We start from the raw sequence: 25,992 nt of genomic DNA, 5'->3' as shown, positions 1-25,992 counted from the left end.
CCTAGTCCTCGCGCTGGGTGCGCACCATGTAGTTCACCGTCACGTCGCCTTCCAGCTTGTATCTCTTGGTCAGCGGGTTGTAGGTGAGGCCGATGACGTCGCGCAGGTTGAGGCCGGCGGCACGGGCCCAGGCGCCCAGTTCCGAGGGGCGGATGAACTTGCGGAAATCGTGGGTGCCGCGTGGCAGCAGGCGCAGCACGTATTCCGCGCCGACGATGGCGAACAGATAGGCCTTGGGATTGCGGTTGATGGTGGAGAAGAACACCTGGCCGCCCGGCTTGACCAGGTCGTGGCAGGCCTTGATCACCGAGGAGGGATCCGGCACGTGTTCGAGCATTTCCAGGCAGGTCACGATGTCATAGGTGCCGGCGTGCTTGCGCGCGTGGTCCTCGGTGGTCTCCTGGATGTATTCCACCGGCACGCCGGACTCCAGCTGGTGCAGGCGGGCGACGGCCAGGGGCGCCTCGGCCATGTCGATGCCGGTCACCTGGGCACCACGTTGGGCCATGGCCTCACTGAGGATGCCGCCACCGCAGCCGACGTCCAGCACCTTCTTGCCGGCCAGGCCGGCGTGCTGATCGATCCAGTTGACGCGCAGCGGATTGATGTCGTGCAGCGGCTTGAATTCGCTCTCGCGATCCCACCAGCGGTAGGCGAGGGCCTCGAACTTGGCGATCTCGGCGTTATCGACGTTGGACATGGGGTTCTCCAGAGGCAAGGGAGCGGGGCGCGTCAGGCGCCCTGCTGGATACGGGTGGCCCACTGCTGCGCATTGGCTATGAGTTCGGCCTCGTCCAGGCGCACGAGTTCGCTCTGGCGCAGCAGCGGCACGCCGCCGACCCAGACGTCGCTGACGCGGTCCCGGCCGGTGGCATAGATGAGTTGGGAAACGGGGTCGTAGAGCGGCTGCTGGGCAAGGCCGCTGAGGTCGACGGCGGTCAGATCGGCGGCCTTGCCGACTTCCAGCGAACCCAGGCAGCGCTCCAGGCCCAGGGCGCGGGCACCGTTCAGGGTCGCCATGCGCAGCGCGCGATGGGCATCCAGGGCAGTGGCCGAGCCGGCGACGGCCTTGGCCAGCAGAGCGGCGGTGCGGGTTTCGCCGAGCAGGTCGAGATCGTTGTTGCTGGCCGCACCATCGGTGCCGATGGCCACGTTGACGCCGGCCTGCCAGAGGCGCTCCACCGGGCAGAAGCCGCTGGCCAGCTTGAGGTTGGACTCGGGGCTGTGGATGACGTGGCTGTTGGTTTCGACCAGGTTTTCCAGATCCTCGTCGTCCACCTGGGTCATGTGCACGGCCTGGAAACGCGGACCGAGCAGGCCCAGGCGCCGCAGCCGGCTGAGCGGCCGCTCGCCGGTCTGCTCCAGCGCCTGTTCCACCTCGAAGGCGGTCTCGTGCACGTGCATCTGGATCGGTGCCTGCAGCTGCTCGGCCAGCACCAGGATCTCTTCGAGCTTGGCGTCGGCCACGGTATAGGGCGCATGGGGACCGAAGGCCACGCTGATGCGCTCGTGCAGCTTCATGTCGTCGAACAGCTCCAGGCCACGACGGATCATGTCGTCCGCCGTGCGGGCGCCGGGAACCGGGAAGTCGAGGATCGGCAGGCAGACCTGGGCGCGCACGCCAGTGCGATGGATCGCCTCGCAGGCCACCTGGGGATAGAAGTACATGTCCGAGAAGCAGGTGATGCCGCCCCGGATCTGCTCGGCGATGGCCAGGGTGGTGCCGTCGCGGACGAAATCCTCGTCGACCCAGCGGCCTTCGGCCGGCCAGATGTGATCCTGCAGCCAGGTCTGCAGCGGCAGGTCGTCGGCCATGCCGCGAAACAGCGTCATGGCGGCGTGACCATGGGCATTGATCAGCCCGGGGATCAGCACCTTGCCCGGCAGCTCCAGGGTTTCCTTCGCCGGCTGGCGCAGGGCCTCGGCGCGCGGGGCGAGCAGGGCGATGCAGCCATCGCGCACCCCCAGGGCGTAATCGCGCAGGACCACCCCGGCAGGCTCCACCGGCACGATCCAGCTGGGGAGCAACAAGAGGTCCAGGGGCGCGGGGGTGGGCATCGGCGACGATTCCAAGAGGGGCGAGCCGGCAGTATAGCGGTCCTTGTGGCGCTACCGCTAAATCCGCGCGCCGATGCCGGTATACTGGCGGGCTACAGATTCAGGTCGAGGAGAGATCATGCGAGAGCGTCTGCTGGCGGCGGAAAAGATCAAGGCGATCGACTGGCGGGACGGTGCCCTGCACCTGCTCGACCAGCGCCTGTTGCCGCTGCGCGAACACTGGGTCGCCTGTCACAGCGCCGCCGAGGTGGCCCAGGCCATCCGCGACATGCTGGTGCGTGGCGCGCCCGCCATCGGCATCAGCGCCGCCTACGGCGTGGTGCTCGGCGCCCGGCAGCGCGCCGCGGCGGGTGAGGACTGGGAGGAGACCGTCAGCGCCGACTTCGAGCTGCTGGCGGCGTCGCGGCCCACCGCGGTCAACCTGTTCTGGGCGCTCAACCGGATGCGCGAGCGCCTGACGCGCGCGGCCGGGGAAGGCGCCCTGGCGGCGCTGGAAGCCGAGGCGGTGGCCATCCACCTGAGCGATCGCGAAGCCAACCTGACCATGGCCCAGCTGGGCGTCGAACTGATCCGCAAGCACGACGCCAGCAAGCAGACCTTCCTCACCCACTGCAATACCGGCGCCCTGGCCACCGGCGGCTTCGGCACCGCCCTGGGCGTCCTGCGCGCCGCGCACCTGGACGGCCTGGTGGAATGCGTCCACGCCGACGAAACCCGTCCCTGGCTGCAGGGCTCGCGGCTCACCGCCTGGGAGCTGGCCGGGGAGGGCATTCCGGTCAGCCTCAACGCCGATGCCGCGGCGGCGCACCTGATGAAAACGCGCAACGTCGCCTGGGTGATCGTCGGCGCCGATCGCATCACCGCCAATGGCGACGTGGCCAACAAGATCGGCACCTACAACCTGGCGGTCATCGCCATGCACCACGGGGTGCGCTTCATGGTGGTGGCGCCCAGTTCGACCATCGACATGAATCTGGCGTCCGGTGACGACATCCCCATCGAGGAGCGCGCCGGTCACGAATTGCTCGAAGCCGGTGGCCAGCGCATCGCCGCGGATGTGGACGCCTTCAATCCGGTGTTCGACGTCACCCCGGCCGATCTCATCGACGCCATCGTCACCGAGCGCGGCGTGGTGGAGCGTCCGGACGCCAAGAAGATGGCCGAGTTGATGAATCGCCGACGCCTGCATTGAGGTGATCGCCAGGGGCGGATACCTCCCTGAATGTGTTAGAATTTCGCTCTTTGCACAGGCTTTGTTCGAAAGCCCTCGGCAGGCGGTGATGCAGTGCTGAAAACCGGTCGGGGCGCCCTTTGCGCCGCCGGTGACAGCCGCCGCCAGACGGGCTTTCGCCTCTCCTATATCAGGCTCGGCCGACGTGCGGACGAGCCCTAGCGCTTTTCAGATCAGAAGGAACCAGGCTTCTCATGGGTGAACTGGCCAAAGAAATCCTCCCGGTCAATATCGAAGACGAGTTGCGGCAGTCGTATCTCGACTACGCGATGAGCGTCATCGTCGGCCGGGCCTTGCCGGATGTGCGTGACGGCCTCAAGCCGGTGCACCGGCGCGTGCTCTACGCCATGAGCGAGCTGGGCAACGACTGGAACAAGCCGTACAAGAAATCCGCCCGTGTGGTGGGTGACGTCATCGGTAAGTACCACCCCCACGGCGACACCGCCGTCTACGACACCATCGTGCGGATGGCCCAGCCCTTCTCGCTGCGCTACATGCTGGTGGACGGCCAGGGCAACTTCGGTTCGGTGGACGGCGACAACGCCGCGGCCATGCGTTACACCGAAGTGCGGATGTCCAAGCTCGCCCACGAACTCTTGGCCGACCTGGACAAGGAAACCGTCGACTGGGTGCCCAACTACGACGGCACCGAGCAGATCCCGGCGGTGATGCCCACGCGCATCCCCAACCTGCTGGTCAACGGTTCCAGCGGCATCGCGGTCGGCATGGCCACCAACATTCCGCCGCACAACCTCGGCGAAGTGATCGATGGCTGCCTGGCGCTGATCGAGAACAGCGAGCTGACCGTCGACGACCTGATGCAGTACATCCCCGGTCCGGACTTCCCGACCGCGGGCATCATCAACGGTCGTGCCGGCATCATCGAGGCCTATCGCACCGGTCGTGGGCGCATCTATGTGCGGGCCCGCGCCGAGGTCGAGGACATCGACAAGAGCGCCAATCGCCAGCAGATCGTCATCACCGAGCTGCCCTACCAGCTCAACAAGGCACGGCTGATCGAGAAGATCGCCGAGCTGGTGAAAGAGAAGAAGATCGAAGGCATCACCGAGCTGCGCGACGAGTCCGACAAGGACGGCATGCGCGTGGTCATCGAACTGCGGCGCGGCGAAACCCCCGAGGTGGTGCTCAACAACCTCTACGCCCAGACTCAGCTGCAGACGGTGTTCGGCATCAACGTGGTGGCCCTGCTCGACGGCCAGCCGCGCACCCTGAACCTCAAGGAACTGCTGGAAGCCTTCATTCGCCACCGTCGCGAAGTCGTCACCCGGCGGACCGTCTACGAACTGCGCAAGGCGCGCGAGCGTGGCCACATCCTCGAAGGCCAGGCGGTCGCCCTGTCCAACATCGATCCGGTCATCGAGCTGATCAAGAGCTCGCCGACCCCGGCCGAAGCCAAGGAACGCCTGATCGCCACGCCCTGGGAATCCAGCGCGGTACGCGAGATGGTCGAGCGCGCCGGCGCCGATTCCTGCCGTCCGGACGAACTGCCCGAGCAGTATGGTCTGCACGAGGGCAAGTACCACCTTTCGCCGGAACAGGCCCAGGCCATCCTGGATCTGCGTCTGCACCGCCTGACCGGTCTGGAGCACGAGAAGCTCATCGCCGAGTACCAGGAAATCCTGCTGCAGATCGGCGAGCTGATCCGCATCCTGACTAACCCCGAGCGGCTGATGGAAGTCATCCGCGAGGAGCTGGAAAAGGTCAAGGCCGAGTTCGGCGACAAGCGTCGCACCGAGATCATCGCCTCCCAGGTGGACCTGACCATCGCCGACCTCATCACCGAGGAAGACCGCGTCGTCACCATCTCCCACGGCGGCTATGCCAAGTCCCAGCCGCTGCACGCCTACCAGGCCCAGCGCCGGGGCGGTCGCGGCCGTTCGGCCTCGGCGGTCAAGGAAGAGGACTACATCGAACACCTGCTGGTTGCCAACAGCCACACCACCCTGCTGCTGTTCTCCAGCCTGGGCAAGGTCTACTGGAAGCGTACCTACGAGATCCCCGAGGCCTCCCGCGCCGCCCGTGGCCGGCCGCTGGTCAACCTGCTGCCGCTGGCCGAAGGCGAGCGTATCACTGCCATGCTGCCGGTCGATCTGGAAGCCGTGCGCCAGCAGGCGCCCATCGGTGAAGAGGACCTGGGCGAGCAGGACGATAACCTGGACATCGAAGACGCCGTGCTGGTGGAAGACGAGGTCGAGGTCGAAGGCGAAGAGGGCGAGCTCCTCGACGCCGAGCAGGACGAGCCCACCGGTGCCTACATCTTCATGGCCACCCGCAACGGCACCGTGAAGAAGACCCCGCTGGTGCAGTTCAGCCGTCCGCGCAGCAACGGCCTGATTGCCCTGAAGCTGGAGGAGGGCGACAGCCTGATCGCCGCCGCCATCACCGACGGTGCCCGCGAAGTCATGCTGTTCTCCGACGGTGGCAAGGTCATCCGCTTCAAGGAGCGCCATGTGCGCACCATGGGCCGTACCGCCCGCGGCGTGCGCGGCATGCGTTTGGCCGAGAACCAGCGGTTGATTTCCATGCTGATCCCCGAGCCGGGCGCCGAGATCCTGACCGCCAGCCTCAATGGCTTCGGCAAGCGCACCGCCATGGCCGAATACCCGCAGCGTGGTCGCGGTGGTCAGGGCGTGATCGCCATGGTCATCAACGAACGCAACGGTCCCCTGATCGGTGCCATCCAGGTACTGGACGGCGAAGAGATCATGCTGATCTCCGACCAGGGCACCCTGGTGCGTACCCCGGTCGAGGGCATCTCCCGTACCGGCCGTAACACCCAGGGCGTGACCCTGATCAAGCTCGGCAAGGGCGAGAAACTGGTGGGCCTGGAGCGGGTGCAGGAGCCTTCGGTGGACGAAGAGCTGCTGGACCACGAAGCCGAACTGGACGACGAACTGCTCGACAAGGAATTGCCGGTCGACAGCCACGAGCCGGACCAGGACGATGTGCTGCCCGGTGCCAGCGACGTGCCGAGCGACGACCTTCCGAACGAGGATGACGAGCGATGAGCAAGCGTGCCTACAACTTCTGCGCCGGCCCGGCGGCCCTGCCCGAAGCTGTGCTGCGCCAGGCCCAGGCCGATCTGCTGGATTGGCAGGGCCGTGGCCTGTCGGTAATGGAGATGAGCCACCGCGGTGAAGACTTCACCGCCATTTCGAGCCAGGCCGAGGCCGATCTGCGCGAGTTGCTGGCCATTCCCAGCAACTACAGGGTGCTGTTCCTGCAGGGTGGCGCCAGCCTGCAGTTCGCCCAGCTGGCGATGAACCTGCTGCCCGAGGGCGGCACCGCCGACTACATCGACACCGGCATCTGGTCGCGCAAGGCCATCGAGCAGGCGCAGCACTATGGCACCGTCAACGTCGCTGCCAGCGCCAAGGGCTACGACTACTTCGCCATTCCGGCGCAGAGCGAATGGCAGCTGTCCAAGGACGCCGCCTACGTTCACTACACCCCCAACGAGACTATTGGCGGCCTGGAATTCGACTGGATTCCGGACGTGGGCGACGTGCCTCTGGTGGCGGATGCCTCTTCCGACATCCTCTCGCGCCCGCTGGACGTCTCGCGTTTCGGGCTGATCTACGCCGGCGCCCAGAAGAACATCGGGCCTAGCGGCCTGGTGGTGGTGATCGTCCGCGAAGACCTGCTGGGTCGCGCCCGCGCCGCCTGCCCGACGCTGCTCGACTACAAGGTCGAGGCCGACAACGGCTCCATGTACAACACTCCGGCCACCTTCTCCTGGTACCTGTCGGGCCTGGTGTTCAAATGGCTGAAGGAGCAGGGCGGTCTGCCCGCCATGGAGCGCCTGAATCGCCAGAAGAAGGAGCTGCTGTACGGCTTCATCGACGCCAGCGACTTCTACAGCAACCCCATCGCCAAGAACGACCGCTCCTGGATGAACGTGCCCTTCCGCCTGGCGGACGAGCGCCTCGACAAGGCCTTCCTCGAGGGCGCCGAAGCGCGCGGCCTGCTGTATCTGCAGGGGCACCGTTCGGTGGGCGGTATGCGCGCCTCCATCTACAACGCCGTCACCCTGGAAGCCGTCCAGGCGCTGGTGACCTATCTGGCCGAATTCGAGAAGGAGCACGGCTGATCATGTCGGAACACGAGCTCAAGGCCCTGCGCCTGCGGATCGACAGTCTGGACGAACGCATCCAGGAGCTGATCAGCGAACGTGCCCGCTGCGCCCAGGACGTGGCACGGGTCAAGATGGGGACGCTGGCGGAGGGCGAAAAGCCCGTGTTCTACCGACCCGAGCGCGAGGCCCAGGTACTCAAGCGGGTGATGGAGCGCAATGGCGGTCCGGTCCGCGACGAAGACATGGCGCGGCTGTTCCGCGAGATCATGTCCTGCTGCCTGGCCCTGGAAGAGCCGCTGCACGTGGCCTACCTCGGCCCGGAAGGCACCTTCTCCCAGGCCGCGGCGCTCAAGCACTTCGGCAAGGCCGTGGTGACGCGGCCCATGGCGGCCATCGACGAGGTCTTTCGCGAGGTCGCCGCCGGCGCCTCAAACTTCGGCGTGGTGCCGGTGGAGAACTCCACCGAGGGTGCGGTCAACCACACCCTGGACAGCTTCCTCGAGCACAACCTGTCGATCTGCGGCGAGGTGGAGCTGCGCATCCACCACCACCTGTTGATCGGCGAGAACACCAAGGCCGACAGCATCACCCGCATCTATTCCCATGCCCAGTCGCTGGCCCAGTGCCGCAAGTGGCTGGACTCCTACTACCCGAGCGTCGAGCGGGTGGCGGTGGCCAGCAACGCCGAGGCGGCGCGGCGGGTGAAGGGGGAGTGGAACAGTGCGGCCATCGCCGGCGACATGGCGGCTTCGCTCTATGGCCTGACCCCGGTGCAGCAGAAGATCGAGGATCGCCCGGACAACTCCACGCGCTTCCTCATCATCGGCAATCAGGACGTGCCGCCCAGTGGCGACGACAAGACCTCCATCATCGTCTCCATGCAGAACAAGCCGGGTGCCCTGCACGAGCTGTTGCTGCCGTTCCATACCAACAATATCGACCTCAGCCGGATCGAGACGCGGCCATCGCGCAGCGGCAAGTGGACCTACGTCTTCTTCATAGATTTCCTCGGCCACCAGGCCGATCCGCTGATCCGCGACGTGCTGGAGCGCCTGTCCACCGGCGCCGTGGCGCTCAAGGTCCTTGGCTCCTATCCCCGCGCCGTGCTCTGACGGCGTCCTCGATCGGTTGCGTGCGTCAGCGTCGGCGCACGCAACCGTGCTCGTCAAAGGTCACCAGGCGCGAGCGTTCCTTGTGCTGGCGCCCGTCGTAGTGATAGCGGGTCAGGGTATCCAGCTGGGAAATCCGCCGCGGTTGTCCTAGGGCGTTCTCCACGTCCGCTCGGCTCATGCCGACCCTGACCTGTCCGCGGATGATCGCCTGCCGCCTCTCGCTGGCGCTGAGCCGATCACCGCACCCATCCGTCTTGGCGGCCACCACCGTTGGCGCACGCGAGACCTCCTTGCGGGGTGCGGCTTTGGGTTTCGCCATCAGGGTGGGCCTGGCGCCACCCGGACGTGGGTTGTCCGCGCGTTGCAGGCTGCTGTCGCTGTCCGAAGCGCAGCCGCTGGCGGAAAAGGTGAGGTGGCCGCTGGCATCTTCGCAGCGATAGACCGTGGCCGAGTGGGCCGGGTCGCAGCCCAGCAACAGGCCGAGCACGAGCAGCTTCTTCATGGGACGTCCTCCTTGACGTAGGCCTCCAGCTTAGCGAAGTAAAGGTCGCTGCACGAGAACCAAAATCGCCGTCTCGATACCCTGTCAAAGCCCTTGCAAATAGCTGTTTTGAAACCCTTTTGCCTTCGCACCGGCAACCGGTCCGGTGTATCATCCCCGCCGTCAGCCCCGCCGGGGCAGTGGTCATCCCCCCTTATGGACTTACCCAGTCAACACTCAATCGCCTTTTTCGTCCCGTTGTTGAGATAGGGTTCGTCGGTGCGCTCCGCCGGCGGGCCGGAGTGCGCTATGACCGTAGTGAAAGAAGCAGACATCAGAAAGCCCCACGAGACGCTGCAAGAGCGGCTCGCCCAGGTCGTCGAGTTGCTGGAGCGCTACGACCTCGCTGTCGAGGCGCGTGAAGACCAGGACCGCGCCCCCGTAGCCCCCGCCGATATTCCCGAAGAAGGCCTCGAAGAGCTGCGTGCCCGCCTGGACGAACTGCACCCGGCCGACGTCGCCTTCATTCTCGAAGCCCTGCCGCAAGAAGATCGTCTGACCGTCTGGGGGCTGGTCAAGACCGAGCGTGATGGCGAGATCCTACTGGAAGTCTCGGACGCCGTCCGCGAGACGTTGATCGCCGACATGGACGATCAGGAAATCCTCGCGGTGGCCGGCCAGCTCGACGCCGACGAACTCGCCGATCTGGCCGCGGACCTGCCGCGCGATGTCGTCCATGAGCTCATGGACGCCCTGGACGCCCAGCAGCGCGAGCGGGTGCGTTCCGCGCTGTCCTACGAAGAGGATCAGGTCGGTGCCCTGATGGACTTCGAGATGGTCACCATCCGCGACGACGTCGCTCTGGAAGTGGTGCTGCGCTACCTGCGCCGGCTCAAGGAGTTGCCCGACCACACCGACAAGCTGTTCGTGGTCGATAACGACAGCATCCTCAAGGGTGTGCTGCCGATCAAGCGATTGCTGGTCAACGATCCGGACAAGCTGGTGGTCGAGGTCATGGCCAAGGAGGCGGTGGCCTTCCATCCGGATGGCGACGCCTATGACGCGGCCCAGGCCTTCGAACGTTATGACCTGGTCTCGGCCCCGGTAGTGGACAAGAACGGCAAGCTGATCGGTCGTCTCACCATCGACGAGATGGTCGATCTGATCCGCGAGGAAAGCGAAAGCGAAGTCCTCAACATGGCCGGTCTGCGCGAAGACGAAGACGTCTTCGCCTCGGTGTGGAAATCGGTGGGCAATCGCTGGACCTGGCTGGCCACCAACCTCATCACCGCCTTCATCGCTTCGCGCGTCATCGGGCTCTTCGAAGGGTCGATCGAAAAGCTGGTGGCCCTTGCCGCGCTCATGCCCATCGTGGCCGGTATCGGCGGCAACTCGGGCAACCAGGCCATCACCATGATCGTCCGCGCCATGGCGCTGGGGCAGATCAGCGTCACCAGCACCACGCGGCTGCTGCGCAAGGAAATGGGCGTCGCCCTGTGCAATGGGGTCATCTGGGGTGGGGTGATAGGGCTGGTGGCCTTCTATCTCTACAGCAGCTGGTCACTGGGCTTGGTGATGATGGGCGCCATGACCCTCAATCTGCTGTTGGCGGCCTTCATGGGGGTGCTGATTCCCATGACCCTGCAGCGCTTCGGTCGCGACCCGGCCATGGGCTCGAGCGTACTGATCACCGCCGTGACCGACAGCGGCGGCTTCTTCATCTTCTTGGGACTCGCCACCCTGTTCCTGATGTAGGGCAGGGTGGACCGCAACGGGCTGCCCAGGTGCGGGGCAGCCCGGACGCCGTCAGGAGGCGGCGTCGATGTCGTGGGCGATCAGCGAGATCAGGGCATTCTGCTGTCGACCCGAGAGTTGCCGAAAGCGCTGCAGCAGTTCCCGCTCACTGGCGGTGATCTCCGGACTGTCCAGGCGAAGCCCGGGTTCGTCGCCTAGGGCGCCCTCTTGCTGCAAGCTCTGCTCGAGGCGCGCGATGATCTCGGAGTTCATGCTGCGATGATGGTTGCGGGCCACATCCGCGATGCGCTCTCGCATGCCCTCGGGCAGACGCACGACGAATTTGTCAGCGGTACGGCTTGAGTAGGATCTAATGGCCTGGGTCATTGAGGTACTTCATCTGGAGTCAAAAATCAGTGAAGGCGTAAGCCCTCGTCTCGTTCCGCTAGCACTCACGGCACCTTGGACTCTGTAACGACCTGTCCCTAGGCGTCTGTTTTTATTGACGTCAATTTACCGACGTACTGGGCAAATTGCAAAGCTAACGAAGAACTTCCTTCCTCTGCCAGCCTTGCATGCCCGCCTGGATCAGCCGAGCTGGAACATGACAAACGGTTCGCTGCTCGTTAACATGAGTGCCCTTTCCTGTCCCAGTAGCTCAATTGGATAGAGCATCCCCCTCCTAAGGGGAAGGTTGGTGGTTCGACCCCACTCTGGGACACCAGATTCCTTTCCAGTACCTCTCCTCGCGGCCCGACGCCGTCAAGCACCCTTGCCGAACCGTTACAGCAGTTCGGAGGATAGGGCAAAAACAGCGACCTTGTCCGACTTCCAGGCTCTTCCAGCAGCGATTTGTGGTTGTGATCACAGCGTAGAGCAGCAGAAGAAAACCTGTCGAATTTATCTGTACTCTCCGTTGGCTAACCGTCTGCATTGCATGAATCTGGAGCGCCTCTGGAGGTTCGCGTCATGGCCTTTTATCCCGTCCTACTTTCAGTCGTCTTCGTCGTTCGTAATCAGGCAACCGAGTTGCAAAACGTGCTTGAGCGCGCCGCAACTGTCATCGGTCCCTTGGTAAGTGACTACGAACTTATCATCGTCGACAACGCCTCCTCTGATGACAGCGTAGCTCGATTAAAGCAACTCACCAGTATCAATGGCCTGCCCAATCTGCAGGTATATGCCCTGACCAAGGAAGTGGATTCGGATACCGCCGCCTGGGTGGGGTTGGAAAATGCCCTGGGCGACTTCGCAGTCGTCATAGATCCGGAAACCGATGACATCGCTTTCCTGCCCGACATGTTGCAACAGGCAGCCGGTGGGGTAGACGTGGTCTTTGCCAACAATCAGCAGAAAGTTCGGCAGACTCTGTCTTACAGCCTTTGCTCCAATGGCTTCAACAGTCTCTACAAGAGATTCAACGGGGTGGATCTGGCCAAGGACGCGCCCCAATTCCGAATGCTCAGCAAGAAGGTCATCAACTACATCCTGCGCCATCCTGCGCCAGCGTTGACCTACCGGCATTTACCCGCCACCGCAGGGTTCTCGCGCATCAACCTCGAATACAGCATGCCGCCGCGCAGCACCAAGCCCAAGCGGCTGTCCGGCAGTTTCGATCGGGGTGCTCGACTGCTGGTGTCCTCCACCCGCAAGCCCATGCGCATGGTCAGTTTCCTGTCCATCGTGGGGGCCCTGTCCAATCTGCTCTATTCCATCTACGTCATCGCCATCGGCGTGTTCAAGGATGACGTGGCACCCGGCTGGGTGACGATTTCATTACAGCAGTCCGGCATGTTCTTTCTCATTTCGCTGGTCCTGCTGGTGCTTGGCGAATATGTCCTGCAGTTGACCCACAGAGTCAACGAAGGGCCGCTCTATCATGTCGCCCAGGAGTTCACCAGTGCGGTCATGACGCGGCGCGACAAGCTCAATGTCGAAGTGGTGCAGGGCGGTAATGCCGCAAGGCCGGCTACTCAATCCGGCATGGCCTGACGATCATGAGAGATGCGATCGTCATAGGTGGCGGATTCTATGGGGCCATGACGGCCCTGTATCTCATGCGGGTGAGAGGCTTTGCGAAAGTCACGCTGATCGAAAGGGAAGAGGGGCTGTTGAAGCGCGCCTCTTATCATAATCAGGCTCGGGTTCATAACGGCTATCACTATCCGCGCAGTTTCGTCACGGCCTTTCGCAGTCGGGTCAACTTGCCGCGCTTCCTGCGCGACTATCCCGATGTGGTGGTGCGGGACTTCACCAAGTTGTATGCCATCGCCCGCAACAACTCCAAGGTGACGGCCAAACAGTTCGAGCGTTTCTGCCAGGGTATCGAGGCTTCCTTACAGCCCGCACCCGAAGAATTAAGTCGACTGTTCGACGACCGATTGATCGAGTCGGTGTATCTCACCGAGGAATATGCCTTCAACTCCGCGGTGCTCGCCGCGGAAGTCGGTCGTGAACTCGATGCCGTCGGCGTGGAGTTGCGCTTCAAGAGTCGAGTAACGGCGATCCGTGGTGAAACCGGTGGTCTGGGCGTGGAGGTGGTGGACGAAGCGGGCGGGCAGGAGGAGATGCACTGCCGCTATCTCTTCAACTGCACCTACAGCGGTCTTAACCAGTACGGCGGTGATTTCCCCGGTACCACCACGCGTCTGCGTCACGAGATCACCGAGATGGCCCTGGTGGAGATGCCTCCGGAGCTGCGCAATCTCGGCGTGACGGTCATGGATGGTCCGTTCTTTTCCATGATGCCCTTCCCGGCGCGCGGTCTGCACACCCTGTCCCATGTGCGCTACACCCCGCACCTCAACTGGGAAGACGCCAATGGCACCGATCCCTATGCGCTGCTCGACGACTACGACCGTGCCTCGCGGGCGGACTGGATGGTGCGGGATGTGGCCCGCTACATGTCGGCGGCGGCACGGGTGGAATACCGGGATTCGCTGTTCGAGGTGAAGACCATCCTGATGAAGAACGAAGGGGACGACGGCCGTCCCATCCTCTTCGAACAACACCCCCAGTTGCCCGGCTGCTATTCGATGCTGGGCGGCAAGATCGACAACATTTTCGATGCCTTGGAGCGCCTCGATGCCGAACCCTTCCACTGAAGCGACACCCAGGGGGGTGTCCGGCGTCGCCGGTTTCATCAGCGTTCTGGCCTTTTCCATCATCAACTTCTTTTTGTTCGGCAAGGGCGTCATTCTCGACCCCTTCCACCAGGGGGAATATTTCGCCACGCTGCCGACGCTGCTGCACAGTCAGCCGGGCGCCCATGCCTTCACCATCCATGGCGGGCTGGATTTCATCCCAGTATGGCTAGCGCAGACCTGGTTCGGCGCCCAGCACACCTTTCTGGTGACCCAGATCCTCTATGGCCTGTGCAACACCAGCGCGGCCTTGCTGCTGTGGGGCACGGCGGTATTGCTGTGCCCCGTGCCCAAGGGCCGCGCGCGCCTGATCCTACTGGTCGCCGTGGGTACCCTGGCGACCCAGGTGGTGGGCTATCGCGATCTCTTCCTGCTGTTGTCGCTGTTCCTGTTCTGCCTGCATCGCAAGGTGGAGACCACGCCGCGACGCCTGGTGTGCGAGGTGTCGCTGGGGCTGGCGGCGGGCTTCAATCTGTTCTGGTCCTATGACCGCGGCATCGCCGGGGTACTGGCCATCGGCTCGGCGGTAGTACTCGCCTTGTTGCTGCAACGGCGGCATCTGCTATCGATCCTGAGTTTCGCGGCGACCATTGCCTGGCTTGGCTTTGGTACCGATTTCTTCGCCCTGACCGACTACGTCAAGAACCTGACCTTCCTGCTGGAAACCTCTTCCCAGTGGGGCTATGGCCTGAGCGCCCGTCCTCTGGCGCTGAGCTTGCTCCTGGTAGTGCCCACGGCCCTGGCAGGTTTCGCCCTGATCCGCTGCCTGCCCTGGCCGTGGCGTTGGAGCGAAGACCTGCCGCTGATTGGCGCCCTGGCGGTGCTGCTCGCGATCTTCTTCAAGATCGGGGTCAATCGCGCGGACTTTCAGCATATCCAGATGGGTTTCTGGGTGCCCTTGCTGAGCCTGCTCTATGCCGCCCGCCGGCAGCGCCTCGCGCGCAATGGCGGCTGGGATCTCTCGGCCCATCCACGAGCGGCAGCAGTCGCCATTGTGGCTGCCGTGCTGCTCGGGCTGGTCGGGCTTAATCCCTCACCGTTCTTCGCGGTGTTGCTGGCGGGTGCCCTGCTGGCCTTCAGCCGGCGGCTGCTGGTGCCGGCATTGGCGGCGCTGCTGGTGCTGCTCGCTGCCTTCAATCTGTACAAGTCGCCGGTGGAGCGGGTGTGGGCCCAGGGGCTCGCCTGGGTGCCAGCGCTGACCGCCTTGCCGGATGACGCGGCGCTGGCGACACCAGGGGTGCAATGGGCTTCGCGCCGTCTGCAGGAAAGTGGCGCCCAGTGCGTGTTCGACCTGGCCAACAACGGGGTCATCAACGGGGTGACCGATCTGCCGGCCTGCACCAAGTACATCTATCCGGTCTATGCCACGCCACCCTACGAGGCCGACCTGCTCAGCGATCTGCAGCACGCCGATCCGCCGGCGGTGGTGTATTCGACGACCTTCTGGTCGTTCAACCTGAACAACATTTCCATGCACGACAAGTTTCCACGACTCAAGGCCTACCTGGACGCGCGATATCCCGTCGAGGAGTGCCAAGTGGACTATTGCCTGAGATTCAAGACCAAGGGGTGAGCAACATGAAGACCGACGCATTGATAGGGTACAGCGGCTTCGTAGGGTCGACGCTGCTCAAGCAGAAGGCCTTCGGCGCGCTGTTTCGCTCCACCAATATCGACCAGATCGGCGACCAGCCCTATGGCCAGGTCATCTGCGCCGGTGCCCCCGCGCAGAAATGGATCGCCAACCGCGATCCTGAGGCCGATCGCCAGAAGATCGATGGCCTGATCGATCATCTCTCGCGGATCCAGTGCGATTCCTTCGTGCTGATCAGCACCGTGGATGTCTTCAAGCAGCCACTCGGCGTGGATGAAACCACCGCGGTGGACGAAGAGGGGCTGCACGCCTATGGCGCCAATCGCTATCGACTGGAACAGTTCGTCCGTGAGCATTTCGCCAAGGCGCTGATCGTTCGCCTGCCGGGCCTGGTCGGGCCGGGGCTGCGCAAGAACGTGATCTACGACCTGCTCAACGACAACAACCTGCACGCGGTGGAAAGCCGCGGCGTCTTCCAGTTCTATCCGATGGTCAACCTGGGCTATGACATCCAGACCGCCCAGGCGGCCGGGCTGGAGCTGGTGCACCTGACTGCCGCGCCCATCAGCGTGGCGGACATCGCCCGTCAGGGCTTTGGACGCGAATTCGGCAACACCCTGGACGGTACGCCCGCGCGCTACGATTTCCGCAGCGTGCATGCCGAGGTCTTCGGCGGCCGTGACGGTTACCAGTACAGCGCGCGCGACACCCTGCTCGCGGTACGGGCTTACGCCCAGTCGGAACCCCCGGTCATCAAGGCGGAGGGTCAGTGATGCGCATCGCCATTTCCAATATCGCTTGGGATGTGGCCGACGACGCCATGGTCGCCGAGATCCTGCAACAGCATCGAGTGGATGCCATCGACATCGCCCCCGGCAAGTATTTCGCCGATCCCAAGACGGCCACCGCCCAGGAGATCCAGGCAGTGCGGCAGCAGTGGCAGGCCCGGGGTATCGAGATCACCGGCATGCAGGCGCTGCTGTTCGGTACCACGGGACTCAACGTCTTCGGTAGCGACGACATCCAGCGCGCGCTGCTGGCGCAGCTGGAAGGCGTCTGTCGGGTGGCCGAGGGCCTGGGAGCGACGCGCCTGGTGTTCGGCTCGCCGCGCAATCGCGATCGCTCGGGATTGAGTGACGACCAGGCCCTGGCACAGGCACGGGATTTCTTCCGCCGTCTGGGCGATGTGGCCACGGCCCATGGCGTGCAGATCTGCCTGGAGCCGAATCCGCCTCGCTATGGCGCCAACTTCATGATCGACAGCGATTCCACCGCCGCTGTGGTGCGCGCCGTGGAGCATCCGGAGATCCGCATGCAACTCGACACCGGTGCCCTGACCATCAACGAGGAAGATGCCGCACGGGTGCTCGAAGAGCATGCCGAACTGATCGGCCATGTCCATGCCAGCGAGCCGGATCTGGTGACCCTGGGGGAGGGCGGTACCAACCACGACGGCATCGCCTTTGCCCTGACCCGGCGACTGCCGGAGCAGGTGGTCAGCATCGAGATGCTGCCGGCCAAGCAGGGCTCCAACCTGGCCGCGCTGGAGCGTGGCGTCCAGGTCGCGGTCAAGGCCTATCGTGAGCTGCCGGAGGCCGCGGCATGAAGTGGCTGATCCTGATTCTGGGCATCGCCTCCAACGCCTCGGCGAGCGTGCTGGTGAAGCTGGCCATGCTACCGCCGCGGCGTTTTCCCAGCCTGAGCGATCCCATGGGCGCCCTGGCCAACTGGCCGTTCTGGCTTGGCCTCTTCATGTACGGCCTGGCCTTCCTGCTGTATGCCGCCGCGCTGGCCAAGCTGCCGCTGAACGTGGCGCACCCGGTACTCACCGCCGGGGCCATCGCTAGCGTCGCCCTGCTGTCGGTGGTGATCTTTCGCGAAGCCTTTCCCTGGACCACGGCGGCAGGCATCGTCCTGATCATCGCCGGCGTCGCCCTCATCACGGCCCGTGTCGGTTGAACCTGGAGGACCTATGACTACTGCAATTCCCGCCACCGAGCGCGCCCTCTGGCAGGTGCCCAGCTATTCGACGACCTTCTGGAACGGTCGCAGCCGTCCGCACTGCGTGGTGATTCCGGTCATCAACGAAGGCGAGCGGATCCTCAACCTCCTGCGGCGCATGGCGGCGGTCAAGATCGCCGACATCGCCGATGTCATCATCGTCGACGGTGGCAGCACCGATGGCTCGCTAGAGCCGCAGCGGCTGCAGGAACTGGGCGTCCGCGGGCTGCTGGTCAAGACCGCACCGGGCAAGCTCAGCGCCCAGTTGCGCTGCGCCTATGCCTTCGTGCTCGACGAGGGTTATACCGGCATCGTGACCATCGATGGCAACGACAAGGACGATCCGGACGCCATCCCGCGCTTCATCGACGCCATCGAGCAGGGCTACGATTTCGTCCAGGCCTCGCGCTTTCTGGCCGGCGGTGTGGCGGAGAACACGCCCAAGTCCCGCGACTTCGCCATTCGCTTCATCCATGCGCCTATGCTGAGCCTGGCCTCGGGTTTCCACTGGACCGACACCACCCAGGGTTTCCGCGCCTACAGCCGGGCCATGCTGCTGGATCCGCGGGTGGCGCCGTTCCGCGACGAGTTCACCACCTACGAGTTGTTGGCCTATCTTTCCTATCGGGTACCGAAATTGGGCTATCGCTGCGTGGAACTCCCCACCGTGCGGCGCTATCCGAAGGGCGAGGTACCCACCAAGATCAGCAGCGTCAGAGGTAATCTGTCGGTGCTGCAGGTACTGATGAAGGCCTGTGCAGGCCACTACAACCCACGCCTGGGCGAGGACGCCCAGCTGGCGGCGCAACGACGAAGCTGATCCCGTCGCGCTTGCCGGGTGCGCAAGAGACGATGGAGTAGGCAATGGTGCGTGTGCTGTCGGCGTTTCGCGGGCTCTATTTCGCGACGCTGTTGATGTTGATCGGGACCGGTCTGCTGAGTACCTATCTGGGGCTGCGACTGGCCGCCGATCAGGTGCAGGGACTCTGGGTCGGTGCCCTGACCGCCGCCTATTACGCGGGACTGGTGATAGGCGGCAAGCTCGGGCATCGGCTGATCGCCAAGGTCGGCCATATCCGTGCCTATGTGACCTGCGCCGGCGTCGTCGGCGCCGCGGTGCTAGGCATCGGCTTGCTGCCCTGGCTACCGATGTGGCTGGCGCTCAGGGTGCTCATCGGCATGGGCATGATGTGTCAGTACATGGTGCTGGAAAGCTGGCTCAACGAGCAGGCCGGCCCTGGCGAGCGCGGCAAGGTCTTTTCCGGCTACATGACCGCCTCCTATCTCGGCCTGGCGCTGGGCCAGGTGGTGCTGGTGGTCTCGCCCGATCTGGGCGTCGACAAGCTGATGCTGGTCGCCATCTGCTACGCCCTGTGCCTGGTGCCAGTAGCGGTCACCGGCAAGATCCACCCGGCGCCGCTCAAGCCTGCGCCGCTGGAACCCACGTTCTTCATCCAGCGGATTCCGCAGTCGCTGACCACCACCCTGGTAGCGGGACTGGTGATCGGCTCCTTCTATGGTCTGGCGCCGCTCTATGCCAGCGCCCAGGGCCTGCCCACCGAACGCATCGGCCTATTCATGGCCTGTTGCATCTTTGCCGGCCTGATCGCCCAGTGGCCGATTGGCTGGCTCTCGGACCGCCATGATCGCAGCTGGCTGATCCGGGTGGTGGCCATCGCCCTGACCCTGGCTGCGCTGCCGCTGGCCGTGCTGCCCCATGTGCCGCCGGTGGTGCTGCTCCCCCTCGGCCTTATCGCCAGCCTGCTGCAATTCGTGCTCTATCCGCTGGCGGTGGCGCTGTCCAATGACCATATCGAGGGGGAGCGGCGGGTATCCCTGAGTGCCATGCTGCTGGTGACCTTTGGCATCGGTGCCTGTATCGGTCCGCTGGTGGTGGGGGCTCTGATGAATCTGGTCGGGCCCAACATGCTCTATGCCTTCGTCGTGCTCTGCGGCGCGATCCTGATCTGGCGCATCCGTCCGGATGCGGTCACTGGCAAGCACCTGGTCGACGAAGCGCCGCTGAGCCATGTGCAGATGCCCGAAGGATCGACCAGTTCACCGCTGGCGGCGGCCCTGGATCCCCGCGTCGACAGCCAGGTGGTGCAGGAGCAGATGCACAGCGAGCCGGTGGTGGAGGAAGAACCTGCCGAGGAGGGGGCACCTCTGCAGGAGGAGATGGAGTTCCCGCAGAACCCAGCTGAGCCCAAGGCGACTTGAGAGGTGGAGGAGGGCGCCCAGTAGTCGTGGGCGTCCGGTCGGTCACTCGAAGCGACGATTTTCTCGCTGCAACTGATAGATGAAACGCTCGATCTGACGCTGCGCAGCGCCCGTCAGGCTGTTGAAGCAGACACCGACGTCGCTGAATTCCATACGCTCCGTGCAGGCCACGTGGCGGATGGTCACCGGGGTATTGATGGCCCCGATGGGCAGTTCGGCGGTAAAGCTCTGCACCTGCTGACCCGGCTGCAGCAGATGGGTGACATTGCCGGGAAAGCGCAGCTTGCAGCCCGTGGCCGACAGGTCGATCAACTGGCCACGCAACTGGATCTGGCTGCTGCCCTGACTCAGTTCTGCGGTGGCGGGCTGGGTCAACAGCAACTTGACCCGATAGGCATTGCGCCGCTGGTGATAGGTGAGCTCCGCGGGCAGGCCGATCCAGTAGCAGCGCGTGCCGTCCAGTTCGCTGAACTCGACCGGACGGTCGATCTGCCAGGTGACCTTGATACCTTCGTGAAAGCTGTCCACCCGAAAGGACTGACCTTGCTCCAGCAGGCGTTCGGCCTCACGGGGAATGAATTCGTCCAGCGCGATCAGGCCCTTGGCTTCGTCGATCTCGACGACGAAGCTCTGGAATTGCTGCCCTTGGCGATTGAAGGTGATCCGCAGCGGGATGTGCTGCTGTTGCGCCGGCCGCAGACACGCCAGGATCTCGCCCTTGGAGCGATAGACCTGGGGGGGTTGGGGGGCATTGTCGCTAGCGGAAGAGCCTTGCACCTGGAAACTCCTGTAAACAGCGGTCAGCAAGGATAATGGCTAACGGCCAGCTGTACAGCGAAAAACGCGCTGTGAGAAAAATCCACTGCTCACGCCGAGCTCAGCGGGCGCTGATAGCCACCGCCGGTCTGGTTACCGCGACGGTTGTACAGCGTGGGCGCCGAGGTACCCTGCAGCACATTCAGCAACTTGCCCACCACGAAACGATTGGCCTGGATGATTTGGCCATTGCGGACGTTATGGGCTTTGCATTGCTCCATGAGCTGCGCGAGCTGACTGGAGAGAGCCAGCAGTTCCTCGCCATCGGGCTGTCGGGCGGCATAGGCCTGCAAGCCCGGCAGATCCGCCCGCAAACCCTGAGCCTGAAGCAGGACGGTGCGCTGCTGGGCATGCTGGTCGAGCTGCTTGAGCAGGATCTGCTTGGGGCCCAGCAGCGCTTCCAGCCGATCGAGCTGGCGCTCACTCAAGGCTTGGAACTCCTGCTCGATCAGGACCAGCAGTTGCTCGCTCAGGTCGATGTCGTGGCGGGTGATGTCGAGCAAGGTAGCACTGGGCATGGCGCGGTTTCCGTTCGAACGTTAACGGCGATCGTCAGAAGGGCCATGCCGAACCGGGCGTCAGGACTCGAACGCCATCAGCTTGTCGGCCACCTTCTGGCTGTCGACCTTGTAGGAGCCATCGGCGATGGCCTGTTTCAGGCGGCTGACCTTGTCGCTGTCGACCACCGGCAGATCCTTGAGCCCTGCGGTCAGGGAACTCAGTTGCTTGGCTTCAGCGCTCAAGCTCACCGACTCGCCGGAGGCGGTGCCTTGGGTGGCCTTGACGTCGCTGGTCTGAGCCGTGGATACGTCCTTGGTAGAGGCGGCCTTGGTGTTGCCTATGCCTGCAGTAGAGGACGAATTCAGGCGATTGATATCTAGAGCCATGAGTGGAGATCCTCGTGTCGTCTCGTTCGCATATCCGGCTTATCGGCGTGCTGAGCCGAAACTTTAGCCGTAGACCTGTGCGCCGTGTCACATCCTTCGACAGGATGGCACGCAGAGGTTCAGGATGCGGACGTTCAAGGTACTCCTTTTGCCGCTCTCGCTAAAGCGCTACCTCCACCTGCCCCTGATCGACCACCCGACCGCGGATCACCCGGTTCGAACTCAGGTTGCGTACGCGGATTTCCTCGTCCTTGGCGCCCGCGCTGAGGGCTTCGCCCTGCATGCGAATGCTGAAGGAGGCGCTACGGGCATTGATGACCACCTGTTCACCCTTGCGAATGAGTTCTGCTTGCTCGATAAAGGAAGGCGCCATGACCTGCCCGCTGACCACCTGGCGTTTCAGCTGGGTCCCCAGCACCTGTTCCAGGCTGGTCAGATAACCCTGGGTCAGGGTGCCGACGTCCCGCTCCACCAGGGCCACGTTCTGGTCATCCAGCACCGCACCGCGCAACAGAGGCTGCAGGGTAACCACCACGGGCCGATACAGCTTGACCTGGACCGGCACGAACACCGTCCAGGGACTGCTGCCTTCGCAGCGGACCTTGATGTTGATCCGGCCCACCGGCGTGGGGTTGCCTTGCTGTGAAAGCGTCAGGGGTTTGTCGCAGGCCGCCAGGCGTAACCGGGGATCCAACGAGTTGATCTGATTTTCGTGGCGTGCGTTGGAACTGGTCTCCAGCAAATATTCCTGCACGCGCTCCTCAAGAAAACTTTCGACAGCGCCGATAAGTTCGTCAGATGAGGTGTAGTCGCCTTCTGCATAGGCCTTTCCGCCCAGGCATGTCAGGATCAACACAAGATTCGCAGCCCAGCGGCAAGAGGTTTTCATAGGTCGGAAACACGTCGCTTCGATCTTCATGAGTCACATCTAAGCAAGCCCTGTGCCGAGTTTTTCAACCGGTCTGTGGCAACGAGAGGAGTCGCCAAATGGCTGGTGTATTGGACGCAGTCAACCAACGTACCCAACTGGTGGGCCAGAACCGTCTGGAACTGCTGCTGTTCCGCCTGGACGGCTCGCAGCTCTACGGCATCAACGTCTTCAAGGTGAAGGAGGTGCTGCAGTGCCCCAAGCTTACCGTGATGCCGAAATCGAGTCCGGTGGTACGGGGCGTGGCCAGCATTCGTGGCGGCACCTTTCCCATCATCGACCTGGCCATGGCCACCGGTCGCCGCGGGTTGCCGGACATCAACAACTGCTTCGTGATCATTACCGAGTACAACACCAAGGTGCAGGGCTTTCTGGTGCGTTCGGTGGAGCGCATCGTCAACATGAACTGGGAAGGCATCAACCCGCCGCCCAAGGGCACCGGGCGTGATCACTACCTCACCGCCGTCACCCGCGTCGACAACCAACTCGTCGAGATCATCGACGTGGAGAAGATCCTGTCCGAAGTGGCGCCGTCCGTCGAAACGGTGTCGGCCGGCGTCATCAGCGAAATGGTACAGGCCAAGGCCGTCACCAAGCGCGTCCTGATCGTCGATGACTCCTCGGTGGCGCGCAAGCAGGTGAGCCGCTGCCTGGAAACCGTCGGGGTAGAGGTCATTTCCCTCAACGACGGTCGTCAGGCGCTGAACTACCTCCAGGCCATGGTGGCTGAAGGCAAGCGCCCGGAAGAGGAATTGCTGATGATCATTTCCGACATCGAGATGCCGGAAATGGACGGCTACACCCTGACGGCGGAAATCCGTCATGATCCGCGGATGCAGAAAGTGCATATACTGCTGCATACCTCCTTGTCCGGCGTCTTCAACCAGGCGATGGTCAAGAAGGTCGGTGCGGACGACTTCCTGGCCAAGTTCCGTCCCGATGATCTTGCCTCCCGGGTAGCCGAGCGCATCAACGCGGTCGACAGTCACTAGGTGAAGGCGTCTCTATCCCGGTATCCAGAAGGCGGAGCGGCAGTGTCAGCAGTCAACGCGGATTTTGTGCTTTTTCGTGATTTCCTCGAGAAATCCAGCGGGATCCTGCTCGGTGACAACAAGCAGTACCTCGTCTCCAGTCGGCTCAACAAGCTGATGGAGACCGAGGGGATCAAGACGTTGTCGGAGTTGGTGCAGCGCATCCAGATGCAGCCCCGCGGCGGTTTGCGGGAAAAGGTCATCGATGCGATGACGACCAACGAAACCCTCTGGTTTCGCGACACCTATCCCTTCGAGGTGCTCAAGAACCGCCTCCTGCCGGAATTGACCAAGAACACCTTCGGCCAGCGCCTGCGGGTCTGGTCGGCGGCCTGCTCGTCGGGGCAGGAGCCTTATTCGCTGTCCATGACCATGGACGAATTCGAGCGCAGCGCGGCAGGGCAGGGGCGTGGCGGCATGCAGATCGTGGCGACCGATCTGTCCGGTGCCATTCTCACGGCGGCGAAATCCGGTGAATACGATTCTCTGGCCATCGGTCGCGGTCTGTCCCAGGAACGCCTGCAGCGCTACTTCGACGTGCTCCAGCCAAATCGCTGGGCGGTCAAGCCGGCGATTCGCAGTCGGATCGAATTCCGCGCCCTGAATCTATTGGACAGCTATGCCAGCCTCGGCAAGTTCGACATGGTGTTCTGCCGCAACGTGCTCATCTACTTCTCCGCTGACGTGAAGAAGGACATCCTCACCCGCATCCATGCCACTCTCAAGCCGGGCGGCTATCTGTTCCTGGGTGCGTCCGAAGCCCTCAACGGCTTGCCGGATCTCTATCAGATGGTGCAGTGCAATCCGGGCATCATCTACAAGGCCAAATAGGCCGGTCGATGGACACCCAAAGGGCAGACCCAGGTCTGCCCTTTCTTTTGCGCCAAAGTTTTGCCGCACCTGCCTCGGGGGCCGGCAAAGGTGGCGGAAAAACCTTGCCGCTTGCCGTCGTTCTGACTGCCGCGTCGCGCTAAGCCCTTGATTTAGATGGATGTTGGATACTGGCACGGGCCTTGCTAAATCGCTTGCAAGCCACGTCAAAGGTCTCTCGACATGAGCATCAGTTTCGACAAAGCACTCGGGTTGCACGAGCAGGCGCTCAACTTCCGTTCGCAGCGCGCCGAAGTATTGGGCAACAACATCGCCAATGCCGATACCCCGGGCTACAAGGCGCGGGATCTGGATTTCAGCGCCGTCATGGCAGAGCAGGCGGCCAAGAGCGCGCCAGGGGCTTCCGGCCACTATCAGCTGGAAACCACCAACAGCCGCCATATCGCTGCCGAAGGCTTCGACATGGGCATGGGCGACTCGGCCTTGAAGTATCGCATCCCCACGCAGCCCTCGGTGGACCAGAACACCGTGGATGCGCAGGTCGAGCAGGCCAACTACGCCGAGAACGCGATGAATTTCCAGGCCAGCTTCACCCTGCTCAATAGCAAGTTCAAGGGGCTGATGTCGGCCCTGCGCGGAGAATAGCCATGTCCCTGAGTTCGCTGTTCAACATCGCCGGTAGCGGCATGAGCGCCCAGAACGTGCGCCTCAATACCGTGGCCAGCAACATGGCCAACGCCGACTCCGTCTCCTCCAGCGTCGATCAGACCTACAAGGCGCGGCATCCGGTGTTCGCTGCCCAGTTCAACGCAGCCCAGGGCGGTGCTTCGCTGTTCGACGACCAGGGCCAGGCCGGGGTCGGGGTGGAGGTCAAGGGTATCGTCGAGGATCCGAGCGAGGTGCAGAAGCGCTACGAGCCCAATCATCCCATGGCGGACAAGGAAGGCTACGTCTATTACCCCAACGTGAACGTGGTGGAGGAGATGGCCGACATGATTTCGGCCAGTCGCGCCTTCCAGACCAACGCGGAAATGATGAATACCGCCAAACAGATGATGCAGAAGGTACTGACCCTCGGTCAGTAAGGAACCGGCGCCATGGCCATCAGCACGACCAACTCCACCGCTCAATCGGTACTCGACAAGTACTCCGTCAACAAGACCGGCACGTCCGCCGAAACCACCGCCAGCGATGGCAAGAAGGGTGGCAAGCTCGGCAAGGACGAGTTCCTCAAGCTGATGGTTGCTCAGATGAACAACCAGAATCCGCTGGAGCCGCAGGGCAACGGCGAATTCATCGCCCAGCTGGCGCAGTTCAGTACCGTCGAGGGCATCACCAACCTGAATACCAGCGTCGGCTCGATTCTCTCTGGTAGTCAGTCTTCCCAGGCACTGCAGGCTTCCACTCTGGTTGGTCGCAAGGTGATCGTCGATACCGACAAGGTCAAGGTGGACACCAGTGCGGACTTCAAGGGGGCGCTCAACCTGACCGCTTCCAGTCCGAACGTTTGGGTCAACGTCTACAACGACGCGGGCAGTCAGGTGAATCGTCTAAACCTGGGGCAGCAATCCAGTGGCCTGGTGAACTTCACCTGGGACGGCACGGATGCCAGCGGCAAGAAGCTGGCTGCCGGCACCTACCGCTTCGAGGCCCAGGCGAACGTGAACGACACCACCACGGCCATGAAGACCAGTCTGCCAGCCAACGTCGACAGTGTGACGCTCGGGCAGAACGGCGGCGAAATGACACTCAACCTTGCCGGCGTCGGCAGTATCGGCATCTCCAAAGTCCAGGCGGTCGGCCAGTAAGGCGCGGCACAAGAGAGGAAT

26 protein-coding genes and 1 tRNA gene are annotated in these 25,992 nt (G+C 63.4%); 19 read left to right on the top strand and 8 right to left on the bottom strand.

Features of this window, described 5'->3' with window-relative positions; translation table 11 throughout:
- Position 1 precedes the first annotated feature (1 nt).
- Positions 2–700, bottom strand: coding sequence for a bifunctional 2-polyprenyl-6-hydroxyphenol methylase/3-demethylubiquinol 3-O-methyltransferase UbiG (ubiG, locus tag FEZ61_RS15330; protein ID WP_059315629.1), 699 nt, complete (start codon positions 698–700; stop codon positions 2–4).
- Between the two features lie 32 nt (positions 701–732).
- On the bottom strand, positions 733–2,058 hold the full coding sequence (locus tag FEZ61_RS15325; RefSeq protein WP_173149318.1) for a TRZ/ATZ family hydrolase: 1,326 nt from the start codon (positions 2,056–2,058) through the stop codon (positions 733–735).
- A gap of 118 nt (positions 2,059–2,176) precedes the next feature.
- Here FEZ61_RS15325 and mtnA point away from each other — a divergent pair, with 118 nt between their 5' ends.
- The 4 genes from mtnA to pheA all read left to right on the top strand — a co-directional run bounded on the left by mtnA (position 2,177) and on the right by pheA (position 8,497).
- Positions 2,177–3,250, top strand: coding sequence for an S-methyl-5-thioribose-1-phosphate isomerase (gene mtnA / locus FEZ61_RS15320; RefSeq protein ID WP_017641989.1), 1,074 nt, complete (start codon positions 2,177–2,179; stop codon positions 3,248–3,250).
- Positions 3,251–3,483: 233 nt separating this feature from the next.
- A complete protein-coding gene (gyrA, locus tag FEZ61_RS15315) occupies positions 3,484–6,318 on the top strand; it encodes a DNA gyrase subunit A (protein ID WP_017641990.1) in 2,835 nt (944 codons plus the stop codon).
- Complete coding sequence (serC, locus tag FEZ61_RS15310) at positions 6,315–7,400, top strand: 3-phosphoserine/phosphohydroxythreonine transaminase (protein WP_173149317.1); 1,086 nt, start codon at positions 6,315–6,317, stop codon at positions 7,398–7,400. Before gyrA ends, serC begins: the two co-directional genes overlap by 4 nt.
- The gene (gene pheA / locus FEZ61_RS15305) at positions 7,400–8,497 is read left to right on the top strand and encodes a prephenate dehydratase (RefSeq protein ID WP_173149649.1); all 1,098 of its coding nucleotides are present in this window, start codon (positions 7,400–7,402) and stop codon (positions 8,495–8,497) included. The genes serC and pheA overlap by 1 nt, the downstream gene beginning before the upstream one ends.
- Positions 8,498–8,522: 25 nt before the next feature.
- On the opposite strand, the gene FEZ61_RS15300 is transcribed toward pheA, so the two are convergent.
- Positions 8,523–8,999, bottom strand: coding sequence for a DUF4124 domain-containing protein (locus FEZ61_RS15300; RefSeq protein ID WP_017641993.1), 477 nt, complete (start codon positions 8,997–8,999; stop codon positions 8,523–8,525).
- A 297-nt stretch (positions 9,000–9,296) separates the two neighbouring features.
- On the opposite strand from FEZ61_RS15300, the gene mgtE reads away from it, so the two are divergent.
- Positions 9,297–10,733: a magnesium transporter gene (mgtE, locus tag FEZ61_RS15295; RefSeq protein WP_026083950.1), complete on the top strand. Its 1,437-nt coding sequence runs from the start codon at positions 9,297–9,299 to the stop codon at positions 10,731–10,733.
- Between the two features lie 51 nt (positions 10,734–10,784).
- Here mgtE and FEZ61_RS15290 read toward each other — a convergent pair whose 3' ends face one another.
- Positions 10,785–11,099: an Arc family DNA-binding protein gene (locus tag FEZ61_RS15290; protein WP_007160462.1), complete on the bottom strand. Its 315-nt coding sequence runs from the start codon at positions 11,097–11,099 to the stop codon at positions 10,785–10,787.
- Positions 11,100–11,359: 260 nt separating this feature from the next.
- Between FEZ61_RS15290 and FEZ61_RS15285 the strand changes: the two genes are divergently transcribed.
- From FEZ61_RS15285 to FEZ61_RS15245, 9 genes are all read left to right on the top strand, one after another.
- Positions 11,360–11,436: transfer RNA gene (locus tag FEZ61_RS15285), tRNA-Arg, on the top strand.
- Between the two features lie 245 nt (positions 11,437–11,681).
- Entirely contained in the window at positions 11,682–12,704 is a 1,023-nt protein-coding gene (locus tag FEZ61_RS15280; RefSeq protein ID WP_026083951.1) for a glycosyltransferase, read from the top strand.
- A 5-nt stretch (positions 12,705–12,709) separates the two neighbouring features.
- Positions 12,710–13,816: an FAD-dependent oxidoreductase gene (locus FEZ61_RS15275; RefSeq protein WP_026083952.1), complete on the top strand. Its 1,107-nt coding sequence runs from the start codon at positions 12,710–12,712 to the stop codon at positions 13,814–13,816.
- A complete protein-coding gene (locus tag FEZ61_RS15270; RefSeq protein WP_178121575.1) occupies positions 13,797–15,428 on the top strand; it encodes a hypothetical protein in 1,632 nt (543 codons plus the stop codon). The genes FEZ61_RS15275 and FEZ61_RS15270 overlap by 20 nt, the downstream gene beginning before the upstream one ends.
- Positions 15,429–15,433: 5 nt before the next feature.
- Complete coding sequence (locus FEZ61_RS15265; RefSeq protein WP_037064400.1) at positions 15,434–16,222, top strand: NAD(P)-dependent oxidoreductase; 789 nt, start codon at positions 15,434–15,436, stop codon at positions 16,220–16,222.
- Positions 16,222–17,055 (top strand): sugar phosphate isomerase/epimerase family protein, encoded by an 834-nt coding sequence (locus tag FEZ61_RS15260; protein WP_173149315.1) that lies wholly within the window; start codon positions 16,222–16,224, stop codon positions 17,053–17,055. The genes FEZ61_RS15265 and FEZ61_RS15260 overlap by 1 nt, the downstream gene beginning before the upstream one ends.
- Positions 17,052–17,408 (top strand): SMR family transporter, encoded by a 357-nt coding sequence (locus FEZ61_RS15255; RefSeq protein WP_007160456.1) that lies wholly within the window; start codon positions 17,052–17,054, stop codon positions 17,406–17,408. Before FEZ61_RS15260 ends, FEZ61_RS15255 begins: the two co-directional genes overlap by 4 nt.
- Positions 17,409–17,421: 13 nt before the next feature.
- Positions 17,422–18,270 carry a glycosyltransferase family 2 protein gene (locus tag FEZ61_RS15250; RefSeq protein WP_064308372.1) on the top strand — a complete coding sequence of 283 codons (849 nt, stop codon included), beginning with the start codon at positions 17,422–17,424 and terminating at the stop codon, positions 18,268–18,270.
- A 44-nt stretch (positions 18,271–18,314) separates the two neighbouring features.
- Positions 18,315–19,670 carry an MFS transporter gene (locus FEZ61_RS15245; RefSeq protein WP_064308371.1) on the top strand — a complete coding sequence of 452 codons (1,356 nt, stop codon included), beginning with the start codon at positions 18,315–18,317 and terminating at the stop codon, positions 19,668–19,670.
- Positions 19,671–19,712: 42 nt separating this feature from the next.
- On the opposite strand, the gene FEZ61_RS15240 is transcribed toward FEZ61_RS15245, so the two are convergent.
- The 4 genes from FEZ61_RS15240 to flgA all read right to left on the bottom strand — a co-directional run bounded on the left by FEZ61_RS15240 (position 19,713) and on the right by flgA (position 22,127).
- The gene (locus FEZ61_RS15240; RefSeq protein WP_017642002.1) at positions 19,713–20,447 is read right to left on the bottom strand and encodes a flagellar brake protein; all 735 of its coding nucleotides are present in this window, start codon (positions 20,445–20,447) and stop codon (positions 19,713–19,715) included.
- An 89-nt stretch (positions 20,448–20,536) separates the two neighbouring features.
- Positions 20,537–21,004: a flagellar protein FlgN gene (locus FEZ61_RS15235; protein WP_064308370.1), complete on the bottom strand. Its 468-nt coding sequence runs from the start codon at positions 21,002–21,004 to the stop codon at positions 20,537–20,539.
- Between the two features lie 60 nt (positions 21,005–21,064).
- The gene (gene flgM, locus FEZ61_RS15230) at positions 21,065–21,373 is read right to left on the bottom strand and encodes a flagellar biosynthesis anti-sigma factor FlgM (protein ID WP_017642004.1); all 309 of its coding nucleotides are present in this window, start codon (positions 21,371–21,373) and stop codon (positions 21,065–21,067) included.
- 160 nt (positions 21,374–21,533) lie between these two features.
- Positions 21,534–22,127, bottom strand: coding sequence for a flagellar basal body P-ring formation chaperone FlgA (gene flgA / locus FEZ61_RS15225; RefSeq protein WP_257705604.1), 594 nt, complete (start codon positions 22,125–22,127; stop codon positions 21,534–21,536).
- Positions 22,128–22,360: 233 nt separating this feature from the next.
- On the opposite strand from flgA, the gene FEZ61_RS15220 reads away from it, so the two are divergent.
- The 5 genes from FEZ61_RS15220 to FEZ61_RS15200 all read left to right on the top strand — a co-directional run bounded on the left by FEZ61_RS15220 (position 22,361) and on the right by FEZ61_RS15200 (position 25,971).
- Positions 22,361–23,293 carry a chemotaxis protein CheV gene (locus tag FEZ61_RS15220; protein WP_017642006.1) on the top strand — a complete coding sequence of 311 codons (933 nt, stop codon included), beginning with the start codon at positions 22,361–22,363 and terminating at the stop codon, positions 23,291–23,293.
- Positions 23,294–23,335: 42 nt separating this feature from the next.
- On the top strand, positions 23,336–24,163 hold the full coding sequence (cheR, locus tag FEZ61_RS15215; RefSeq protein ID WP_026083954.1) for a protein-glutamate O-methyltransferase CheR: 828 nt from the start codon (positions 23,336–23,338) through the stop codon (positions 24,161–24,163).
- Between the two features lie 222 nt (positions 24,164–24,385).
- A complete protein-coding gene (flgB, locus tag FEZ61_RS15210) occupies positions 24,386–24,808 on the top strand; it encodes a flagellar basal body rod protein FlgB (RefSeq protein WP_017642008.1) in 423 nt (140 codons plus the stop codon).
- Positions 24,809–24,810: 2 nt separating this feature from the next.
- Positions 24,811–25,248 (top strand): flagellar basal body rod protein FlgC, encoded by a 438-nt coding sequence (flgC, locus tag FEZ61_RS15205; protein ID WP_017642009.1) that lies wholly within the window; start codon positions 24,811–24,813, stop codon positions 25,246–25,248.
- A 12-nt stretch (positions 25,249–25,260) separates the two neighbouring features.
- Positions 25,261–25,971 (top strand): flagellar hook assembly protein FlgD, encoded by a 711-nt coding sequence (locus tag FEZ61_RS15200; RefSeq protein WP_017642010.1) that lies wholly within the window; start codon positions 25,261–25,263, stop codon positions 25,969–25,971.
- The last annotated feature ends 21 nt before the right edge of the window (positions 25,972–25,992 follow it).

It is taken from the genome of Pseudomonas sp. MS15a(2019) (assembly GCF_013277805.1).
GTDB classification, from domain to species: Bacteria; Pseudomonadota; Gammaproteobacteria; order Pseudomonadales; family Pseudomonadaceae; genus Chryseomonas; species Chryseomonas benzopyrenica.
This window is presented reverse-complemented; position numbering and strand designations above follow the sequence as displayed.

Coding starts and splice junctions, on each gene's coding strand:
- ubiG (WP_059315629.1), bottom strand. CDS start 700: ATGTCCAACGTCGATAACGCCGAGATCGCCAAGTTCGAGGCCCTCGCC.
- FEZ61_RS15325 (WP_173149318.1), bottom strand. CDS start 2,058: ATGCCCACCCCCGCGCCCCTGGACCTCTTGTTGCTCCCCAGCTGGATC.
- mtnA (WP_017641989.1), top strand. CDS start 2,177: ATGCGAGAGCGTCTGCTGGCGGCGGAAAAGATCAAGGCGATCGACTGG.
- gyrA (WP_017641990.1), top strand. CDS start 3,484: ATGGGTGAACTGGCCAAAGAAATCCTCCCGGTCAATATCGAAGACGAG.
- serC (WP_173149317.1), top strand. CDS start 6,315: ATGAGCAAGCGTGCCTACAACTTCTGCGCCGGCCCGGCGGCCCTGCCC.
- FEZ61_RS15300 (WP_017641993.1), bottom strand. CDS start 8,999: ATGAAGAAGCTGCTCGTGCTCGGCCTGTTGCTGGGCTGCGACCCGGCC.
- FEZ61_RS15290 (WP_007160462.1), bottom strand. CDS start 11,099: ATGACCCAGGCCATTAGATCCTACTCAAGCCGTACCGCTGACAAATTC.
- FEZ61_RS15280 (WP_026083951.1), top strand. CDS start 11,682: ATGGCCTTTTATCCCGTCCTACTTTCAGTCGTCTTCGTCGTTCGTAAT.
- FEZ61_RS15275 (WP_026083952.1), top strand. CDS start 12,710: ATGAGAGATGCGATCGTCATAGGTGGCGGATTCTATGGGGCCATGACG.
- FEZ61_RS15270 (WP_178121575.1), top strand. CDS start 13,797: ATGCCGAACCCTTCCACTGAAGCGACACCCAGGGGGGTGTCCGGCGTC.
- FEZ61_RS15265 (WP_037064400.1), top strand. CDS start 15,434: ATGAAGACCGACGCATTGATAGGGTACAGCGGCTTCGTAGGGTCGACG.
- FEZ61_RS15260 (WP_173149315.1), top strand. CDS start 16,222: ATGCGCATCGCCATTTCCAATATCGCTTGGGATGTGGCCGACGACGCC.
- FEZ61_RS15255 (WP_007160456.1), top strand. CDS start 17,052: ATGAAGTGGCTGATCCTGATTCTGGGCATCGCCTCCAACGCCTCGGCG.
- FEZ61_RS15250 (WP_064308372.1), top strand. CDS start 17,422: ATGACTACTGCAATTCCCGCCACCGAGCGCGCCCTCTGGCAGGTGCCC.
- FEZ61_RS15245 (WP_064308371.1), top strand. CDS start 18,315: ATGGTGCGTGTGCTGTCGGCGTTTCGCGGGCTCTATTTCGCGACGCTG.
- FEZ61_RS15235 (WP_064308370.1), bottom strand. CDS start 21,004: ATGCCCAGTGCTACCTTGCTCGACATCACCCGCCACGACATCGACCTG.
- flgM (WP_017642004.1), bottom strand. CDS start 21,373: ATGGCTCTAGATATCAATCGCCTGAATTCGTCCTCTACTGCAGGCATA.
- FEZ61_RS15220 (WP_017642006.1), top strand. CDS start 22,361: ATGGCTGGTGTATTGGACGCAGTCAACCAACGTACCCAACTGGTGGGC.
- flgB (WP_017642008.1), top strand. CDS start 24,386: ATGAGCATCAGTTTCGACAAAGCACTCGGGTTGCACGAGCAGGCGCTC.
- flgC (WP_017642009.1), top strand. CDS start 24,811: ATGTCCCTGAGTTCGCTGTTCAACATCGCCGGTAGCGGCATGAGCGCC.
- FEZ61_RS15200 (WP_017642010.1), top strand. CDS start 25,261: ATGGCCATCAGCACGACCAACTCCACCGCTCAATCGGTACTCGACAAG.